General features: G+C 48.8%; 14 protein-coding genes. 2 read left to right on the top strand and 12 right to left on the bottom strand.

Annotation, left to right across the window (positions count from 1 at the left end; all coding sequences use genetic code 11):
- Positions 1-30: 30 nt before the first annotated feature.
- From AB4Z33_RS27345 to AB4Z33_RS27335, 3 genes are all read right to left on the bottom strand, one after another.
- Entirely contained in the window at positions 31-1,572 is a 1,542-nt protein-coding gene (locus AB4Z33_RS27345; protein WP_442052933.1) for a GH35 family beta-galactosidase, read from the bottom strand.
- A 110-nt stretch (positions 1,573-1,682) separates the two neighbouring features.
- Positions 1,683-2,828, bottom strand: a complete 1,146-nt coding sequence (locus AB4Z33_RS27340) for a serine hydrolase domain-containing protein (protein WP_442052932.1) — start codon at positions 2,826-2,828, stop codon at positions 1,683-1,685.
- Between the two features lies 1 nt (position 2,829).
- Complete coding sequence (locus AB4Z33_RS27335) at positions 2,830-5,196, bottom strand: family 78 glycoside hydrolase catalytic domain (RefSeq protein ID WP_442052931.1); 2,367 nt, start codon at positions 5,194-5,196, stop codon at positions 2,830-2,832.
- Positions 5,197-5,499: 303 nt separating this feature from the next.
- Between AB4Z33_RS27335 and AB4Z33_RS27330 the strand changes: the two genes are divergently transcribed.
- Entirely contained in the window at positions 5,500-7,557 is a 2,058-nt protein-coding gene (locus AB4Z33_RS27330) for a PKD domain-containing protein (RefSeq protein WP_442052930.1), read from the top strand.
- Positions 7,558-7,669: 112 nt separating this feature from the next.
- Here the strand turns inward: AB4Z33_RS27330 and AB4Z33_RS27325 are convergent, their stop codons facing one another.
- Positions 7,670-8,890: a carbohydrate kinase family protein gene (locus AB4Z33_RS27325; protein WP_442052929.1), complete on the bottom strand. Its 1,221-nt coding sequence runs from the start codon at positions 8,888-8,890 to the stop codon at positions 7,670-7,672.
- Positions 8,891-8,984: 94 nt separating this feature from the next.
- Here AB4Z33_RS27325 and AB4Z33_RS27320 point away from each other — a divergent pair, with 94 nt between their 5' ends.
- Positions 8,985-9,950 carry an AraC family transcriptional regulator gene (locus AB4Z33_RS27320; protein ID WP_442052928.1) on the top strand — a complete coding sequence of 322 codons (966 nt, stop codon included), beginning with the start codon at positions 8,985-8,987 and terminating at the stop codon, positions 9,948-9,950.
- A gap of 55 nt (positions 9,951-10,005) precedes the next feature.
- Here AB4Z33_RS27320 and AB4Z33_RS27315 read toward each other — a convergent pair whose 3' ends face one another.
- The 8 genes from AB4Z33_RS27315 to AB4Z33_RS27280 form a co-directional block, all read right to left on the bottom strand.
- A complete protein-coding gene (locus tag AB4Z33_RS27315) occupies positions 10,006-11,040 on the bottom strand; it encodes a TIM barrel protein (protein WP_442052927.1) in 1,035 nt (344 codons plus the stop codon).
- A 143-nt stretch (positions 11,041-11,183) separates the two neighbouring features.
- Complete coding sequence (locus AB4Z33_RS27310; protein WP_442052926.1) at positions 11,184-11,426, bottom strand: carbohydrate-binding protein; 243 nt, start codon at positions 11,424-11,426, stop codon at positions 11,184-11,186.
- A 62-nt stretch (positions 11,427-11,488) separates the two neighbouring features.
- A complete protein-coding gene (locus AB4Z33_RS27305; RefSeq protein ID WP_442052925.1) occupies positions 11,489-12,478 on the bottom strand; it encodes an SDR family NAD(P)-dependent oxidoreductase in 990 nt (329 codons plus the stop codon).
- A 50-nt stretch (positions 12,479-12,528) separates the two neighbouring features.
- Positions 12,529-14,973, bottom strand: coding sequence for a glycoside hydrolase family 2 TIM barrel-domain containing protein (locus tag AB4Z33_RS27300; RefSeq protein ID WP_442052924.1), 2,445 nt, complete (start codon positions 14,971-14,973; stop codon positions 12,529-12,531).
- Between the two features lie 17 nt (positions 14,974-14,990).
- Positions 14,991-17,453 (bottom strand): glycoside hydrolase family 3 N-terminal domain-containing protein, encoded by a 2,463-nt coding sequence (locus AB4Z33_RS27295; RefSeq protein WP_442052923.1) that lies wholly within the window; start codon positions 17,451-17,453, stop codon positions 14,991-14,993.
- A gap of 16 nt (positions 17,454-17,469) precedes the next feature.
- Positions 17,470-18,354, bottom strand: coding sequence for a carbohydrate ABC transporter permease (locus tag AB4Z33_RS27290; RefSeq protein WP_442052922.1), 885 nt, complete (start codon positions 18,352-18,354; stop codon positions 17,470-17,472).
- A gap of 12 nt (positions 18,355-18,366) precedes the next feature.
- Positions 18,367-19,326 carry an ABC transporter permease gene (locus AB4Z33_RS27285; protein ID WP_442052921.1) on the bottom strand — a complete coding sequence of 320 codons (960 nt, stop codon included), beginning with the start codon at positions 19,324-19,326 and terminating at the stop codon, positions 18,367-18,369.
- Between the two features lie 186 nt (positions 19,327-19,512).
- The coding region (locus AB4Z33_RS27280) for a DUF3502 domain-containing protein (protein ID WP_442052920.1) at positions 19,513-20,238 on the bottom strand (726 nt) is incomplete at its 5' end.

Below are 20,238 nucleotides of genomic sequence, written 5' to 3'. Positions count from 1 at the left end.
AATTAGGACTATTCTCATTTTATAAGGGGGTCAACCGTATTTGTAAATTTCAACGCAAAGTACGGACGGATTTCTAACAATCTTGAGATTTCCCTCGTCTCCGTTCAGCCTTCTGCCTCTCTTCCATTCGTTGTTCTCAAAAGTTCCTTCTTCTATTTTGATAATACCGACTTGAGACCGCTCCCCTCGTTTGGGCAGGAACTGCACAGAAAACCCGACTCCAGCCAATATAAACTCCTCGTCCGATACTTCGATAACGAGACCGCCCGAAATCGGTTTCCCTTCGGTTCGAGGCATATAAGTGATTTTTAGATCAAATTTTGCAAAAGGTAATATACAACCCTTATCGTGATTCTCGAGGAATCCCGTCATCTTACCCGTGCCCCGATTTCGCTGAATGATACCTAGCATGTTGCCTAGCAACTTGTAGCTTTGGGCGAGATAGGGTCCTGTTCCGTTTTCTATAAAGGCTGAGGCATCAATATTCAACGCCGTCAGAAAGCCGATATCAATGCCGCTTTCCTCCAGATTGACCGGAGGTGCCAAGAAATCCTCGATGCCGAAGGGAGAAAAACAAAGCGCATTATGCTTCCCTAAGGCATAAAATACGTTGGTCGCTGAAACCAAATCACGTCTGGCTTCGGGAATAAACAGTGGATTTCCGTCCGCCGTATACTCTTTGCATACATCGGCGAAGTTCGCCAGATAAATATCAGGCGCATACAAGCAGATGGATGGCGCGATCAACTTCCACATTTTGATCACCTTAGCGATCGGACCGCCGCTAGGGTATGCACCCGGCCGCTCCGGAAATTGCTCCAGCCAGGCGTTAACGAACATCGGCAGCGTGTACTCTTCTGCGCCTGTTTTTGCAATTTGCTCCACCGCGCGCGCGTAGTGGTAAGCCATAAAGTATTCGTCGGCTTCTTCGCCGAACGCCTCGGTCCAATTTCCGCTTGTGCCGAATGCAGCGCTTACTTCGACAGGAACCGGCTTTCCGAATTCCTCATCGGCAAGCTCGGAGCAGTCTCTCGCGCTGTTCAGAAAGCCGATCTCATTCTCGACCTGAACCATGATGACCGTATGGCGGCCACCGTCTATTTCCTTCAACCGGCTCATCAACCTGCGAAAGGCTTTGGCATCTGCCCGGATGGCTGCATCGCATAAAGGGGAGATGGTGTCAGAACTGACGGAACCTGGATAAAAAGCTCGAAAATAGGTGCGATAATCGCGCTTCACCCAAGACGGAGCATAGCTGGACGCCCCGTTTTTCCAAAGACCGAACCAGAGGAGCACGAGACGGACGTTCTCCGTCCTGGCCTGTTCGATAATTCCGTCCAACAAAGCGAAATCGAACTCGTCTTGCTCGGGCTCAATCAATTCCCAAAAAACAGGCACGCATAACGTATTAAGGTGCAGGTTGCGCAAAAATGGCCATACTTTTTCTTTCATATACTCCAAGTTCGACGAACTGGAATTATGAATCTCCCCTCCCAAGGCGATGTAAGGTTCGCCATCTACATACAAAGAAGTGACTCCGTTTTCTTCTTTGAGATACGGTAATTTTTTCATCGATAACACCTCGTCGGTAGAAGATAGAAATGCTATAAGAAGTAGCCGAATACTTCAGTTCTGGACGTAAAACATGTCACGAAATAACTGGAAACTCTATCACACTACTATTACAATACGCTATATATTGCCGATCTCAGCTTGTGCCCGCGATATTCACTGTATTCTTTCCCCATCAATCCTTGCATATAGACGATAGAGAGCTCCTCCTCGGGATCCGCCGCCATCCACGCACCAGCAGCTCCTGCCCAGCCGAACTCCCCAAGCGAGCTGTTGATTCCGCCTTTCGCCCGATCAATCATGACGCGGACGCCTAGTCCATAACCGTACCCCGGCCACGTTCCCGGCACTTCCATGTCTGCGATTTGAATCGCGTCAAGATGGTTTGTTGCCATTAATTGGATCGTCTTGCGCCCGAGAATTCGGGACCCGTTGAACTCGCCGCCGCGAGTCAGCATTTGCGTGTATCGTCCGTAATCGCTCAACGTCGACAGAAGTCCGTGACCTCCGCACTCTATCGTTACCTCTGGTTTGTAGATCGCTTCATGATCAAGTGTTGGCATTATTCCGTCATTCGTTTCGGCGTAAAGCGTCGATAACCGTTCCTTCTTGTCGTCCGGAATTCGGAAGAACGTATCGTTCATCTCCAGCGGCTCGAAAATTTCCTCCTTCAGGAACTGTCCGAACGATTTGCCCGATAGCACTTCGATCAATGCGCCCAGAACATCGTGACTATAGCCGTATTGCCATCGGGTACCCGGGTCGAAGGCGAGCGGGATATCTGCCAGCAGCTTGGACAACTTCCGCACGTCGTGGATATGCAGAAGCGACAGCTTAGCAGTCTGCCGCTCGGTTTCCGTACGATCACCATGATAGGTCAGTCCGGAGGTCATCATGAATAAATCTTTGATTCGAATCGGCGTTACCGCGGGCGACGTATATAGCGTGCCGCCTTCGCCTTGTCGGTAAACCAGCTGATTCCGGAATTCGGGCAGATAATCGTAAAGCGGGTCATTCAGCAGATAGAGCCCCCGCTCGTACAGCATCAAAGCGGCAGTGCATGTAATAACCTTGGTCAAGGAATAAAGCCGGTAAATCGTATCGGACCCGATTGGACGTTTCTCCGATATATCCGCATAACCACGGTAGCCTTCGTAGATCGTTTCTCCGCGGTGAACAACCGAGCAGGCGCAGCCAGGCAGTCCGTTATCCACAAACGATTGAAGTAATGTATCGATATGGTTGAATGTTCCCATTTCAATCCCTCCTCAAATCCACGAGCTCGTGAAAGGCACCGCCGTTCTCGTAGTGGTTATCGATAATTCCACCCCATCGTACAGTGAACGGTATCCCGTCCGGGACGATGCCGGAAATGGTGAATGAAGTGTTCGTCCGGCGCCAAACGATGGATACATTGCCAGCAGGCGTCAATACGTCGCCGCTCATCTCGGGAAGATCGAGTGTATGGGGCTCAATTACTAGCTCACGCCATCCAGCCTGTTTGCTTTTTAGGCCAAGTATGCAATGTGTTAGCTCGTACAAGGGCAGAGCACTCCATGCATGGCAGTCGCTTCTGGGTTCCGTAGGCGTTTCTGGAAGGGTAGTTAGGCGAAGCGGCAGCATTCCTACCCATTGGTATAACAAATCGCCTGTTCGTTCATAGAGTCCTGCTTTCTCCAGTGCTCGGAATAGATAGAATGCCATGGAGAACGAACACTTCAGCACTTGCGGATCGTCGAGTGCCCGATTTAGCACCTGCTTCGCTTTGCCCCCTTCGCAGAGTCCTGATAAAACCGCCCATAGCTGCGTATGCTGGCTGTATTGCTCGAATGCTGGTCCTTCACGGTACATGCCTCGCTCCTCCGACCAGCATAGCAGGTCGATCCGGGCAACAACCTGTGCTGCACGCGCTTCGTATTCCTCCGCGACTTGGACGCGTCCCGTCACTGCATTCATTTTCGCTGCCGTCTGCAGTGCACTAGCATACATAAGATTATGGACGGAAGATGGCCCCACTTTGCCCGCGGTCGGCACTCCCCCTTCCCACGTATCAACCCAATCAATATATTCCCAGAAGCCGATCCCCTCGACCAGACCTGAGTCGCCGATCTTTCGATCGAACCAATCCAGGATGGCATCGATCGTGGGCCGGTATCTTCTGATCAGGTCCGTATCGCCAGTATGCCAGTAATAATCGTGAAGCATATAGATGTAATGTAATGAGAACGACGGAATGACTTGCACCATCGCGCTGGGGAACCGGTTCTGCGTAATTCCTTCGGGAAGAAGCGAGCTATGAAAATCGTCCAGCGCTTTTCGAACCAAGCCTATATCTCCCCCGACACTGTAAGTAAACAATGCTTGGAGCCTTGTATCCATTATGAACTGCATCTGTTCGTAATAAGGACAATCCTCGTACGTCTCGTGCATGCAAAGCTGCAGCGTCCGAATACTGATGTTCCATAAAGAACCAACCCAAGGAACCGGCGAATTAATGGAAGTTTGCGGCATAAGCGGATACGCACTCTCCCTGTACCAAGGGCGACGGATCCGCAGAGGCTGATCTTTCGTCAGCACTTCGATTCTGATGAACCGAAACGTCCTCAGCCAGAATGGTTCATACGTTTCGGTTCTGCCGGATACATAGTAGATATCTTCCATCCCCAAGAGGACCCCGTTCTCTGCGTCATCCCGCACGGAGTTCGCTTTCTCGTTGCCGCGCTGGAAATACCGTTCGGCGTAGCGGAACTTAATACGCGCACCTTCTCCTTGCTCTAAGGGGTACGATAGGTAGCCTGTAGTCAATTGGCCCGCATCCAACTCGACGACAGAGCAGCTATGAGGCGGAAGCTCCACCCATTCATCCATCGAGGCAGCGTCACAGAAGCTGAACGGCCGAAGATCATCTTTGCGAATCGGCATTTCGCGTAGGAAGTTCCGCTTCAACTCATACAACAAAGGAACTGGCCTCTCAACAAGAGGCAGCTGCGGGATAATGTAATAGGGATAAGCATCGTCCTTACCCAGACAGGGATCTCCTTTCTCCGCCTCATGCCACGTCCCTCCAGGCTCATTCAACATCTTCCATCCCACTGGGATCTCSTTCGCATTCACGCGTTCTGCGATAGCACCCAGGAAGATCGTATATGTGTCGTCGGAATAAAACGTAACCGCATCGTCTACCATTACGCGCCAATCACCAGTGCCGGTTCCGAGATCCGCTAATGGCTCACCGTAAGCATTAAGGCACGTCCCGCTGACAGCCAGTCTCGGACCAATCGGCAGCGATGTCATAGAGTAAAGCGGTTGATCTGGCTTCGTTGGATCATTGACCAGATAGGTATTAAGAGACCATACCTGTACGGCAAAGACATTAACTCCCATGCGAAGGAAGGAGCCGACATCCAGCGTTTCATAGTAATGCCTCCAGCGGTCGCCCTTCAGTGGACCGGATCCGATCGCCTCTCCGTTAATCCATAGCCGATAACGGGTGTTCGCACTAATGGACAGCTGTAAAGAAGCAGGCTCATTTAACCGGATGGCAAGTCGATAATAAAAAAAACGGTTATTTTTAGCATCCGGGACAAGTCCTTTCAACTCGAAGGCTTCCCTTGGCGGGCTCAACCAAAAAGCTCCATTAAGTTTGCACTTTGAAGATTGTGGAATATCGTCCATCTCCTTTATTACTGAATCATAGAAAGACTACTGTTTTTCCAATATGGAATCTTAGATATCTAATATACAGATACCAGACTTTTAAACGTACTCTAAAAATCTACAATTTCTTTTAGTTTTCTTTGGTTTGCCCTTCATGTTCCTCACAAGCCAAATGAAAAAGCTAAAGTTTTTGTAGTTTTTTAGATATTAGCCTTTTGCTCGTTAACTTATAATGAAAACGCATTCAAAATTTATGTTAGGAGGCTGGAAATGGGATTCTACAAAAAATCGAACACGCGTGTGAACGTAGGCCCGCGGGTAAAGCTGTTGGGTAAGCTGGCCATTGTCACGACATTGTTCAGTTCGTTGTTGGTGCCGGGCTTGAGCATTTCGGCGGGGTCGTTGCCATCACAATGCTCGCCTAAAGCTGAGGGCGGGCCAATGTGGGTAACTGCTGGTTGCGTAGATCCACTGTATAATAACCCGGTGATTGACAGCGAGTCCGATCTGACCACCCCGGTACCGGTTCACAAGGTGTCAGGCCACTTCGAAGGTACGAACAAGAAGTTTAATTTCTATTTCCCCCCGAAAAGTCAGTGGCAGGGCCGTTTCTATCAATACGTGTACCCGCTAATTAATGAAAACGCCGAAGACAAAATCATTAGTTTCGGCGCAGTTAGCGGGGCGTACACGGTACAGACTAACGGTGGCAGCGGCTACCGGGTCGATGCGGCAGCAGCCAAATTCTCCAAGACGGTGGCTGCGGAATATTATGGTTCGTCTGACCGAATCTATGGCTACATCTGGGGCGGCAGCGGCGGCTCTTATATGACTATCGGCGCCATTGAGAACACTTCCGGTGTATGGGACGGTGCAGTTCCGTTCATCCCGGGCACGCCGACCTCCATTCCGAATAACTTCTTCATCCGGGGCTTCGCGCGCTTTGTGCTCGCGGAACAAGCGCAACAGATTGCAGACGCGGTGAGTCCCGGCGGCAGCGGCGACCCCTATGCTGGATTCAATGATGCCGAACGGACTGTGCTTCAGGAAGTGACGAAGCTCGGCTTACCGCTGCGGGGCTGGATGGATAATAACTATATCCTCGCTCTGGACGACCCTAACGGCCTCTTGGGCTTCGGAAGCACGGTTAAGGCCTTCGATCCGACCTATGCCGACGACTTCTGGAGCAAGCCAGGATATCTCGGCACAGAGCAATCCACTCTCGGCAACCTATTCCGCGCAGCCAGAATCAGTCAGACGGTCCACATCACTCACGTTACTCGAAATGCGGAGAACGTACCGACTAGTCTGGCGGTTGATGACGTCCCCGCAAATTTAAGCTATCCAAATCCCGACTTTACGTTGTACACAGCGGACGGCTCCAAGCTCGGCACACTGAATGGCTCATTAGACCGAGCTACAAAGATATTTACTCTCACAAGCGGAAATCAGGACAACGTGCTGAATGCCTTGAACACCACCCTTAAACTTGAGATCGATAATAAATGGTCACTCGCGCTGCTTTCGTACCATCGTCACCAGGTTCCGAAGCAGCCTGGTTTCTCCGCATGGGACCAGTTCAAGGCCGCTGACGGATCGCCGATCTATCCGCAGCGTTCCATGGAGGTTGGATCGATTATCGCCAAAGGTGTCACCGGCGGCGGCACATACACCGGCGGAATCAACGGCAAAGTTATAACTGTCACCAACCTGCTCGATGTCGACGCTTTCCCCTGGGACGGCGATTGGTACAGCCAACGGGTTAAGACAGCCCTTGGCAAGAAGTACAGCGACAACTTCCGAATCTGGTATAACGACAATGCGGATCATGTAGCTCCGCACAACGCCTTTCTCGTAGATTATTGGGGCATTCTCGAGCAAGCGTTACGGGACGTTAGCGCTTGGGCTGAGAAAGATATGGCGCCGCCGAAATCGACCCGTTACGATGTGTTCGATAATCAAATTACCGTACCAGCGAACGCCGCGGTGCGCCAAGGGATTCAGCCTGTCGTCGATCTGACCGTCAATAACTCGGATCGTATTGATATCAATGCTGGTCAGACAATCACCTTCAAGGCTAAAATCCAGGTACCGCCTGGAGCAGGCAAGGTCGTGAGTACGGAGTGGGACTTCCTTGGCAACGGCGACTTCACAGCAGCTGAAATGGGAAATCCGAAAAAGACATTGGAAGTTACGATTACCTACACTTACAATCAGGCCGGAACTTACTTCCCTTCCTTAAAGGCAACCGCCCAGCGCGATGGCGACACCAGCACAGCATTCGCGAAGATATCGAACCTTGACCGAGTTCGCGTCGTAGTTCATTAACCTTCACGGTAATAGCCGGTGGTTCTCCACCGGCTGTTTTTCAGTTCGTTCTATCAATGCACTCGAAGAGCGGTCTGCAAGGCATCATCATGAACAACACCAAAGGAAAATTCTATCTCCTAGTGGCAGAGCCCAGTCTGTCATTCGGTCCAAAAAAAACAAAAACGTCGTCAATATTAAAAGAAACAAAGTCAGTAAGATACGGATTAGGTTCATGTTGTGGCCATCCAGCTGCGATTCGTTCCATAACCTTTTTCCAAGAAGGAATGCCGCTAGTGGCATCTGGCTGTTCAACATTATGTGCCCCGGTAGCTACTGCACCGATTAACGACTCTTCAGGGCGCAGCCCTTGGATGATGCCTGCCAGAAAGCCTGCAATCGTACAATCTCCAGCACCGGTTGTGCCGGCGACAGCAACTTGGAAGCAAGGGGTATACAGCTCTCGATCCAACCACACTTCTTGGTTCACAGGACCGTATAGTTCCATATTTCCCAGACGTGATACATGAGAAGTCGTTCTCATATATAGGCCAAATTTCCCGAGCTTTAAGATAACAACGCCTGTCCCCATGTTCAGCAGCTCCGTCGAAATCTCTTCCAGGAGCTGTGTGTCAACATGACTGACTAGTCCTTCCGTACCGTATTCTTGCAGCATCTCTTCATAGCGTTCTCTTCTCAGCATGAACAGAATCTCCTCGATACTCGGAAGGAATAGATCTACATGAGGTAACACCTCAGTCAAGATCCTGCTCCAGTTCAACTTCCCCGCTGCCGAGTATGGATCAGGCTTGGCTAGATCAAGAGACGTTGTCAGCCCTGCTTCCTTTACTTTTCGCATCATAAGACATAATTCCGAGCCATTGTTTGTATACATGTGCTGCATAAGAGGCGGATATCCAAAATGAAACAAGCCTGCATTAACGAGCGCATCCGTTGTTACATTGCTAGAGTTGAATGTGTCGTTCGCTCCGGTGCAATGTAGAAACATGCGATCCCTATTCGGAGGACTGAGTACGATGGAATACGCGGTAGACTCGCCCTCTGCGATGATCATGCCTCTCGTCAGATCTTGGTTTTCCTTGCGGAAAATCCCCAGAATTGCCTCACCTAGAATGTCGTCCCCGATCTTGCCCATCAATTGAATGGGAACGCCAAGTCGATGCAAGGCGATACCGGTATTCGCAACGGCACCTCCAGTAGCAACAACGGCTTGTCCGACTTCGATAAGCTTGCCTGGAACTATCTTGAAATCACCACCGTGAACCGCGGGAATGATGTCCAGGCATACATGACCGCCAACGATTACGCGGTAAGGTACACTAAAACGAGACAATTCGCATTCCTCCAATGAAATATAACATGACTTGATTTATAGAAAATRCTAGACTATGATTTAACTGCGCGTTTAACACGGAGGATCATGATTAATGAGCGATGAATATGAAATCATAAAGCACCCGCGGATCAAATATTTAAACCCGTTTTTAGTCGATTTATCCTACCGCAATTCGCACATGCATCACGATTTCGAAATCTGCTTGCTGCTAGAGGGCGAGTTATCGGTTGTTTCCAAAAAAGAGAGCTACCACGTATCCAAGCATGCTATCATTGTGTTCAATCCGATCCAGCCTCATGAACTCCGGGCTCTAAGTGAAAGCGCGACAATCTTGTCGCTTCAACTATCGCCGAAATTTTGCAACTCCTACTTCCCGGCTCTTCCAAATGTCGTTTTCAATTCTTCGAATCTAACGGATGTTCTCTCGACTGATCAAGTCCGCACCTTGAGTTCCTTGTTAGTGGAGATGGCTTGTGTATACTTTGACAAAAGATCGGCTTACGAGTTTATCTGTATCAGTTTGCTCAACCGCCTCTTTTATGAATTGCTGCGGAGTGCACCGCACCATCTGATCAGTGACGAAGAACGTGCGAAGAATATCCAAAGTCTTCACCGAATGAACCGAATCGTCAGCTATATAGAAGAGAATTACACTGGTAAGCTGCTGCTCTCAACGATTGCGAAGCAGGAAAATCTTTCTCTTTCCTATCTGTMTCATTTTTTAAAAGAGAATTTGAATATGACCTTCCAGGAATATCTCAATCAAGTACGGTTCGAGAAAGCGAAGCAGTTAATCATGCAAACCAATATGAAGTTAATAGATATCTGTATGGAGAGCGGGTACTCCGATACCCGTTATCTTAATACGATGTTCGTCAACCAATTTGGTTGCACGCCTAAACAGTATCGAGAAAGTAAGGCCTATTGGGACAAACAAGGTACCCATCTGAAGCTGCAAAACGGACAGCGTTTTTATTCGGAATCAGAGAGCCTAGAACTGCTGACTGCGCACAAACAGAAGCTTGTAGATGCATGCGAGTTCGAGCTGAGCCTCTAACGTTTTTTGTTCTTCCCTTRCTCGCCGTTTCCGGCGCGCTTCTCAGCGTCAGGTCCTATCCGATACCCATAAGCAGATTCATCACATACATTTCAAGGGCTTCGAAGTCTCTCGTTTCCACGCATTTCTTCTGATACTCGTAATCGAACCGATTGACCTTTTCCTCCAACGCCTTTACAATTTTCAAGCTGTTCTCCAAATGTGTATAGCTGTCCTTATCCACGGTCGTGCGCATGGCTTTCACATCAAGCCCCACATATTCGCCGCACGCTCCGTAATTGTTTTCTTTCAACACTTTAACTTGATTGAAGGCTTGYCGAAGATTTTCCACGCCGAAGCTCTTATCCTGGTCAAACTTCATTCCATTCTGGTCATTCAAGTGTACGCCCCACAGCTTATTCATGGCCATCGCGAAGCCCATCTCATGGGACGGATCCAATCCGGCCAACACAGCATGCGCRGATTCCATCAGCCCTCCGACGCGGGAAGGATCAATCGTTGCGGCCGATACGGCAAGCACATGCCCCATCGTTCCGCAAATGCTGCGGTCGATCGGTTCATTCGGCTTTGGCTCGATAAGCACTTTAATATTTTTATCGTAGGTCAGCATGCCATTGATCGCTTCGATCAACTGCTTGGTCGCCTCGACCGGACTTTTGCTCTCCGCGCAAAGCGTCCCTTCCCTTGCGAGCCACAAGACGATCTTGTCGCAACCCAGCTCGTGTGCGATATCAATCGAGCGGTATGAGCGCCACATCGCAAATTCGCGATCTTTCTTGGAGGTTGACATGAACCCTCCTTCGATCGTATGCGGATCCATCCAGAGGCGCGGGGCTACGAACTCCGCAACAAGGTTATAGTTGTCGAGTAGTGCCTTCATTTTTCTGGCTTCCGATTTGATCTCTTCTTCCGATAAATCATTCATATTCGGAACAACATCGTCGTCATGAAACTGGATCGCGCTGAAGCCTATCTCTGCGAAGGCTCTGATTTTTTCCTCAAATTCGATCTCTTTTCGTACCGGGGGACCGTAGGTATCCGCTCCGTTATGAACGTTCCATGGGCCGACAGAATACTTGAATTTAGACATCGTTTTCAAACTCCCTTGTATGTTTATTCTTTACTCCTTCACGATAATCGATCAGMTACCATAAAACTCGGCTATCTAACCCAGATCCATGCGTGATACTCTTGACTTGTGTTATTTAGTCACAGAACTGAAAACTCTTCAAATTAAACAACCTTCCATCCGAACGGCCTTTGAAGACGAGATAAMCGGCATGTACGCCGGAAGTCGGTACAATCGGGCAGGCTACGCCAGACACGCCAGCCGCCCGTTCTGCTAACCTTGCAACGGCCGATACAAGTTCCATTGGGAGAATCCAGCACAATTTCAATTTCACCAACGTAAGCAGAGCTGGCTGCCCATACCCGATAACAAGCAAGCCCTCCAAGCTTCCATTGGACTTCCTGCATCTAGGGGTTCTGAAATGGCTTGAGTCGTCATTTCGACTTCGTTGATGCTGCTGAATCAATTCTCACTTACCCCAATTGTTATGATTTACGATCGAGCGATAGTCCTTAAGCAATGTCCGGGGAACCGTCTCAATTAACTCCTCTAGCGTCCATGGACCTTCATCCTTCTTGATCGTACTCGCTTGCACCGGCTCTGTGTAAAGGGTAACACGTGCATCTCCGGTAACCGAGAATACGGCGCCATTTATGGATCCGGCCTCTTCGGTAGCCAAATAAGCCAGGAATGGCGCCATATTTTCAGCCGGGCCATGTGCCGCCTCGACCGCTTTCATTTTCTCTTGACTGATGGGGTTTCCGCCCATGAACGCCTCAATCTTTTTCTTGGCAATCGCGAAGTTCAGAACATGACCAGGTGAATCTGCTTGAGGGCAAATGGTATTCACTGTTATTCCATACTTGGACAATTCTTTCGCCACAGCCTTGCTTACGCCGACCAAACCCGCGTTACCGGCACTATAGGCAGCCAGTCCCGGTATCCCCGTCCATGCATCCGAAGCGATATTAATAATTCGGCCGAAATTCTGCTCAATCATACATGGTATGGCGTGCTTCATTGTGTTGTAGGCACCTTTTAGTTTAGGAACGGTTTGGTAGTCCCATTCCTCTTCCGAAGTATCCAGTAACGTGCCTGCACCTAAACCAGCTGCATTATTAACCAGAATATCGACTCTTCCCCATCTATCAACTGCGGTTTGAATCATCTTCCCTGCAGTTTCAAAGTCGGCTACATTGCCAAAGAAGGGTATCGCTTCTCCGCCCAATGCAATAATCTCGTTCGCGGTTTTCTCGGCATCTCCACTTAAAGCAGCATGTTTGGCTTTCGCTTCATCATCTAGAATGTGAAGGTCCACGATTTCCTTTTGTGCGCCTGGTTTGCGGTTATTCGTGATCACCTTCGCGCCTTCACGGGCAAGGACGAGTGCAATACCTCTGCCAATACCCTGTCCAGAGCCTGTAACAACCGCTACCTTCCCCTCTAATCTCCTGGTCATTACCCTACACCTCTCTCAATATATTTCTATTCAAATTTTCATCTATGGGATTATCGCACCGGTATCTCTACTTTGACGGATTCCAGACCTTCCACGCTAACCGTAAGAAACGCTGCGCCGGACTCATAGCCTGCTCGAACGATTGCTAGCAGCCTTCCCTTATATGAAGTAAATTCCCCTTTGGTATAGTTTTCAGCCGTTTGCGGCCGGCCAGTGCCGAATGCAGCCAACGTAGCCGCGCCTTCAATAATGGCAGTCGCCTTAACGTCAGCCGTTTGCACGAGCCGCCCATTTGCATCGATAACCTCTACAATGACGAAAGACAGCGATTGTCCGTCTGCATCAAGTTCGCTCCGCTCCGGACTGAGCCGAACTCCAACCGATTCCCCTGCCGAAATCAGTTGATCAGATGACACTTTTCTACCGGACGAATAGCTGATAGCTTCTAACGTCCCCGGTTCGTAGATCACTTCAAAAGCAGCGGTAAACCGATTCTGTTTTCCCGCAAACTTTCTTCCAAGGCTTTTCCCGTTCAAAATCAACTCGACTTCCTCGGCCGCGGAGTAAACCTCCACCAGAACGGGCTTTCCTTCTAAGCCTGTCCAGCTCCAGGCATTCTCGACGTCCGGCCAGCCCCAACGGCCCATGACTTCGACCATGCCATGGTTCACCGGATTATGCGACGCAATGTAGGTTTCATCGGAACCCCAAACAATTCTGCGGTAAGCCAGCTGCGGGCGTTCGAAGCCGCACAGGTCAAAATCGGAATCGTTAGCTGTGCGCCATGGAAATGGAGAAAGATGTGCCCTTTTATAAGCATCCGCCGCTTGCTGTGGATCCACATGAAAGACTTTGCCGATCCCCGCTTCTCCGAGATAATCATGGCTTGTCCAATTAAAATCACCGATCACATGAGAGAAACGTTCCACATCGTTCCAATAGATGTCCATTTCGCGCGGTTTGCTCTCCGTGGAACAAATGACTCGATTAGGATACTTGGTCATGGCGTCTTCAAAGTGATAATTCAAATAATTATAGCCGACCACATCCATCGGGGCATTTAATGCTTCGGTATAGTCACCCCAGATCGCTTTACCAAAATCCGTATCCAGGTTGATCAGATCGCCTCCGCGCTTGGACTGCTCGAAGAGCGCTTCGAAAAATTGTGCCGCATCCTCGTCATCAAGCCCGCTGAAGAATGAACATACGGCATTCGTGACGAACCTAGTAGGATCTAGCTCGCGAACTCGTGCCGCCAGCTTGGCGGACCATAGGTAGCCGCCGGATAATCCGCCGCGTTCCGGCACCTCATTGCCGACCGACCACATAATGACACTGGGACTGTTGCGGTCACGGAGAATGAAGGCATCAAGATCCTTCTGCCAGTCCTGCTCGAAGTATTGGCTGTAATCATGGGTGTTCTTCTCCATTGTCCATACATCGAAAGCTTCATTTATAACAAGCAGGCCTAGATGATCGCAGGCATTTACCAAATCCCGCGACATCGGATTATGAGAGAACCGAATCGCGTTGTATCCATTGTCTTTGTGAAGCTTCATCCTGCGAAATTCACTATCTCGATAAGAAGCCGCGCCCAGGATGCCGTTATCGTGATGAACGCACCCGCCTTTCAGCTTTAACGCGCGCCCATTCAGCATAAAGCCGTTCTTCACGTCAACGGAAATGGTCCGTATGCCGAATATTGTGCTGTCGCTGTCCAGGACCGAATCCTTGTCGGCGAGCCGCGCCTTGATTTTATAGAGCTTTGGTGAATCGATGTCCCAGAGTTCCGCGTTCTCGACCGCAACCATGACTCGACCGATGCCCTTTTCACCCGCGGGAACATGCACTTTAACCCTGCCGGTTCCCGATACTGTACCGCAGGACTCCTTTTCGAGCTGAACGTCCACCCATAGGTTGGCTGAATCAGAGGTATGGTTCTCCACCGTCGTCTCCACCGTAACAAAAGCGGTACCGTTCACGATATGCGATGTCCGGGCATAAATGCCCCATGGCGCGATATGAGTTTTGGGAGCAATCAACAGATCGACATGCCTGTACAAGCCCGAGCCGGTATACCAGCGTGCGTTCGGTTGGGCTGCATTGTTAACGGTCACGGAAAGACGGTTCGGCTTACCTAACTTCATATATGGAGTGAGATCAGCATGAAAGGGAGTATAACCGTTATGTTGTCTGGCAACAGTATGGCCGTTCAACACAACGGTCGTATTCATATATGCCCCGTCAAACTCCACCAATAGTCGTTTACCAGCATACTCTTCCGGAAGGTGAAGAATCTTGGTGTAAGTACCGACTCCTCCGTTGTAATAACCCGTCAACGCCCCTCCCGGCGCATCCGGTGCAGCATCCGTCTCAATCATAAAATCATGCGGCAGGTTTACGATTCTTGAACTTTGGGCCATGCCGGGAATCGGCATCGTGGATCTTGTACCATTCACAAATTCCCAGGCGCGGTCGATGTTTTCTCTTTTCACGGCAATCCCTCTTCGCGCTAGTTTACGGTTACTTTTGATGAAAAAACTTTTCTTTCCACAACTAATCTCTCCCCGACGATTTCAAACATTCCCCGCAATCGGATATCTTGGGATGAAGCGCCGATATAGACCTCCATCTTCCCTGGCTCCACGACTTGTTCCATGTTCAGATCATGGAAAGCAAGTTGTTTCATATCGACTTCACAAGTGACTTCTTTGACTTCATTCAGTTCCAAGCTTACTCTAGCAAACCCCACAAGTTGTTTAACAGGCCTCACGATACTGCTCACCGCATCTCTGATATACACCTGTACAATTTCATCCCCGCTGCAGTGTCCAGCATTTTTGATCGTAAAGTTTATTTTCAAGGATCCATCCGAACGAACAGTATCGTTCAGCTTCAAGTCTCCGTATTCAAATCTTGTGTAGCTTAATCCATGTCCGAACGGGAATAACGGTTTGGTTTTATCGGGGTCAATGTATTCCGCCCAATCTTCGATCTCTACAAAAAACGGCAATCTGCTATGATACATGGGAATTTGACCTGAGTCTTTCAACACCGTGGCCGGCAGCTTACCACTAGGATTGCGCGTACCTGATAGAATGTTCACAATGGCCTGAGCCCCTGACTGTGCAGGAAGCCACGCATACAGAACAGCCTTACTCTTCGCACAGACAAGAGGCGTCGCTAACGGTCTGCCGTCAATGATAACGGATACGACAGGTTTGTTCAGCTTAAAAACCTCTTCCATCATATCGAGCTGCGGCTTTTCCAAATCAATGTTGATATTGTCCTTATTTTCTCCCTCGGTTGCATCCGGATGTCTCATGCTCTCTTTGCCGCCTATTACCGCGATGACAAGATCCGCTTGTTCGACCGCCTTTTTCACCTCTTCGATACCGCCGTCTACTGCCTTTTTGAGCTCGCAGCCCTTGGCGTACACGATATTCTCTTTTCCGAATTGCCTCTCTAGAGCATCCTTTACGGTAATGCACATTGGATAGTATTGTTCAACAAACTCTTCAGCAGACTTATATTCTTTGTTTGACTTTGTGTTTCGTTGCTTCAGTCTGGCTATAATCATCTCTTTTTGTTCCGGGGAAGGCTGATCTTCAAAAACAATGCCGCTTTTCTTTAGCACGTCTTTATATTCCGTAATCATTGCAGTGTAAGCAGCCTTGAGATAGCTATCCTCTTCTGACCGGTCAAAATCGCCGCTGGTTGTTATGGCCGTCCCAACAGAGGAATAGCCGCCAAAAAAGTTTGTTTTCTCCTCTGCAGAAGGTCCGATTAACGCGATTTTCAGCGAACGCTTCAGCGGTAGAACCTGATCTTCATTTTTGACCATAACGATGGATTTCTCGGCAATTTCCAAAGAAAGCTCTGCATACTCCGGCTTGCTGATTTCTTCTTCGAAATTTCCGATCTCGTATGGGCTCTCAAATAACCCCAATTTAAACTTGGTCTCTAGTACTCTTCTTACCGAACGATCGATTAAAGCGATATCGATTTCACCCTGTTCAGCAGCCTCAACCAAATATTTGAAGCATGTATTGCTCGGCTGCTCCACATCCATTCCAGCCTGAAGCGCCAAAATGGCGCTTTCTTTCTGGTCCTTAGCCGCTCTGTAACGGGCATGGGAATGGCTTATGCTCCCATAATMCGCTACGACCATACCTTTAAAACCTAATTTATCCCGAAGAATATCGGTAAGCAGCCATTTGGATGTAGAGATTGCCTGATCGTTCAAAATACCATAGCTGTTCATAATACTCATCACATCAGCTTCTTGAATAGCTGCTTCGAACGGAAAACAGTAGGTATCCAGCAGCTTTCGTTCGCCGATTTGTTGTTCTCCGCCATTTCTGCCGCCTTCGGCATTTCCATAGCCGACGAAATGCTTGGGAGCGGCCATTAATTCTGCTTCTCCTTGGGCGCCCTTGATGTAGGCCACACCCATCTGAGCAGTCAAATACGCGTCTTCACCGTAGGTTTCGCCAAATCTTCCCCACCTTGGGTCTCTCGCCAAATCCAGCAATGGGGAATGGACGGCGCGAATGCCATAAGCCATGAGTTGCTTTTTCACGACTTCGCCCATTTTGCGGGCCAATTCCGGCTCCCATGTAGCTGCAACATTAATGGACTGCGGAAAAGTGGTTGCCCCCGGGATCTGTGCTCCGGCTACGCCTTCGTTATGGACAAGTGCCGGTATACCGAGTCTCGATTCCTCGACAAGGAAATGCTGTAGTGTCTTAAGCGTATCCATGTCTTTCTTGTTGTTACCTGTCAGAGAGCTGTTCAGAAAACTTAAGGTGCCGATCCCATCGGCCAAATTTTCTTTAAGGACTTGCATGTTTTCAGCCCCGCCCATTGTAACGGAACAAGTTAATTGTGCTGCTTTTTCTTTCAATGTCATACGGCCAAGTAAATCATCTACTCTTTCTTGAATGGATACACTGGCATCTTTGTAAATGGTCATGAGGATCTCCTCTCAATCAGCCTTTAACCGCACCGATCATAATACCTTTGATAAAATACTTTTGGAAGAATGGATACGCCACCAGGATCGGAAGGACGCCAATCACGGCAATCGCCATCTTGACCGCGTCTGAAGGCATCTGTTCCAGAGCCGCCCCGGCATTCGAGCCTAAGTTGGCATTTATAAAATCGATATCCTGCATGATCCGGTTTAATAGATTCTGGATGCTGAACAGCTTCGGATCCGTCACATACATCATGCCGAGCTGCCAGTCATTCCAGTACATGATGCTTTGAAACAACCCCATCGTCGCCATAATGGGTGTCGAGAGAGGAATCACCACGGACCAAAGTGTCCGAAGCTCGCTTGCCCCATCGATTTGTGCTGATTCTATTAAAGCCGGCGGAATGGTGGTTTGGAAAAACGTCCGCGTCATCATGACGAAAAATCCGTTCGTTAACATCCCGGGAATAATCAACGCCCAAATGGTATTCTTAAGGTCGAACAACTGGGTATATACAAGGTAACTCGGCACCATGCCGCCATGGAACAGCATGGTGAAGAAAATGATAAACATAATCAAATTGCGGTGCGGCGTAATGCTTCTGGCAAGCGGGTAGGCAAGCAAAGTCGTCATCGCCACACCGACGATCGTGCCGAACACGGTAACGAATACAGTCACTCCATAGGCTCTTGCAATATCCGATCCTCGGTGAATGAGATACTCATATGCGGCAGCGCTGAAATCCTGAGGGATGAACGAATAACCTTTCGTTAAAATGGCGTTCTGATCCGTTAGCGATGCCGAGATAAGCAGGACAAAAGGGATCAGACAGAATGCGGCAAACAACCCCATAATCACGTTACTAAATACTTCTAAGCCTTTGCTTTCTGTTTTCAATACGTCCACCTCCTAGAACAATGCATTATCTTTGTTATAAATTCGGACTGAATAATTCGCTACAATGACAAGGATGAAACCAACGATCGATTGATAAACACCTGCTGCGGTAGACATACCGATATCTCCGTTGCCCATTAGTCCGCGAAATACATAGGTGTCAATTGTTGCCGTCGTTTCGAATAATGCGCCAGAGGCCATCGGAACTTGATAAAACAGGCCGAAGTCGGAATAGAAGATCCGTCCCACGCTGAGTAGCGTCAACATAATAATGGTCGGCATTAGAATCGGCAACGTAATATTGAAAATCTGCTGCAATCGGCTAGCGCCATCGAGTCTGGCTGCTTCATAATATTCCTCGTCAATGCCAAGAAGCGCTGCGAAAAAGATAATGCTGGAGTAGCCTACACTCTTCCAGAAGTTGACGAGAGTCAGGATCACGGGCCAATACTTCGATTCCGTGTACCAAGATATCCCCTCTTCAATGCCAAACCACGGAAGCACCGTCTTGTTCATGAATCCCGTCTCCGGACTCAGAAGAGCAAACACCAGATAACTGACGATGACCATAGAAATCAAGTGCGGCAGGGTTATGATACTTTGGTAAGCTTTCAACAGTCGTTGGTTTTTGATCTCATTCAGAAGGATGGCTGTAGCTAGAGATAGCACAGTACCGACGACAATAAATACGAGATTATATAGAATCGTATTTCGCGTAATAATGAATGCATCCGATGTCTTGAAAAGATATTCGAAATTTTCAAAACCGACCCAGTCGCTCGCTAGAATCCCCTTGGCAAAATTGATTTTTTTGAAGGCGATTGCGATCCCCAACATAGGCAGATAATTGTTGAATAGAAAGTACAGCAGCCCTGGCACCAACATAAGCAGCAGTGGCACATACCTTCGATATTGCGTTTTTTTCTTTTTAAGTCCCGTTTGCACGTTGGCAGCCGATGCGGCTTGTTCCATCTGAAAATCCTCCCCCGTCGTATTCACTGGTTTCTATTGTTATCATATAAAATGGCCTTCGTTCCATCTAACACTCAGAGGACTATTTCAATGACAGTTTGAAGCTATTTTCTTAAAGCGGAGACGCAAATTTTCAAAAAGAAAAGCCGGATCCTAATGAATGATCCGGCATCCTTTAATTGGCTATTATTGTGCTGCAGCCCAAGCGTCCAGCTGCTTCTGCTTCTCCGCGATAACTTTTTCCAGCCCAGCGGTTTTCAGCTTTCCTCTAAATTCTTCCAGTTTGGCAGCTGGATCAATGGACCCCGACTCCAACCCTTTTCGGTACTGACCCATGACATTCTGAATCGCCGTGATTTCGGTTTTGAGCGGTTCAGAATTGAAAGCGAAGCCTAATGCTTTCGACTTTATGGCTGCTTTATTCGCTTCCACAGTTTTCTTCCATTTATCCGCATCCTCTGTCTTGTACGTATAGGTTAGGAATGAATTACCAATCAGCCAATCTTGATTGGAATAACCAACCGATTGATTATCCATGCCTTGAGGGTAATCAATTTGATTGTTGTCCTGCTTCACATAGTGTTTCCCTTCAACCCCCCACAGCAGCAGGTTGGCGATTCGCGGATCCGAGTACATGAGATTCATGAACATCATTGTTCTTTCCGGATTCGTAGAGTTGGCGGAAATCGTCCACAGTCCTGTCAATACATCGGACGTAGTTGAATATACGTTCGGCAGCAAAGGTGCAAAAACTAATTCCTGACCTACGAGTCGCGACTGCGCTTGAACTGCTCCAACTTTAGCTAAGAAGAAGTAAGAAAAGGCCTTGCCAGCTTTCATATAATCCAAACCTGGAGACGAGCTCGTAGCCGCATCTTTGTTGATATAACCGGCTTTAAACCACCCGTGTAC

The organism is Paenibacillus sp. 2TAB19 (genome assembly GCF_052115185.1).
Lineage (GTDB): Bacteria > Bacillota > Bacilli > Paenibacillales > Paenibacillaceae > Pristimantibacillus.
The sequence above is the reverse complement of the archived record's forward strand: the minus strand, read 5'-3'. Positions and strand labels throughout refer to the sequence as shown.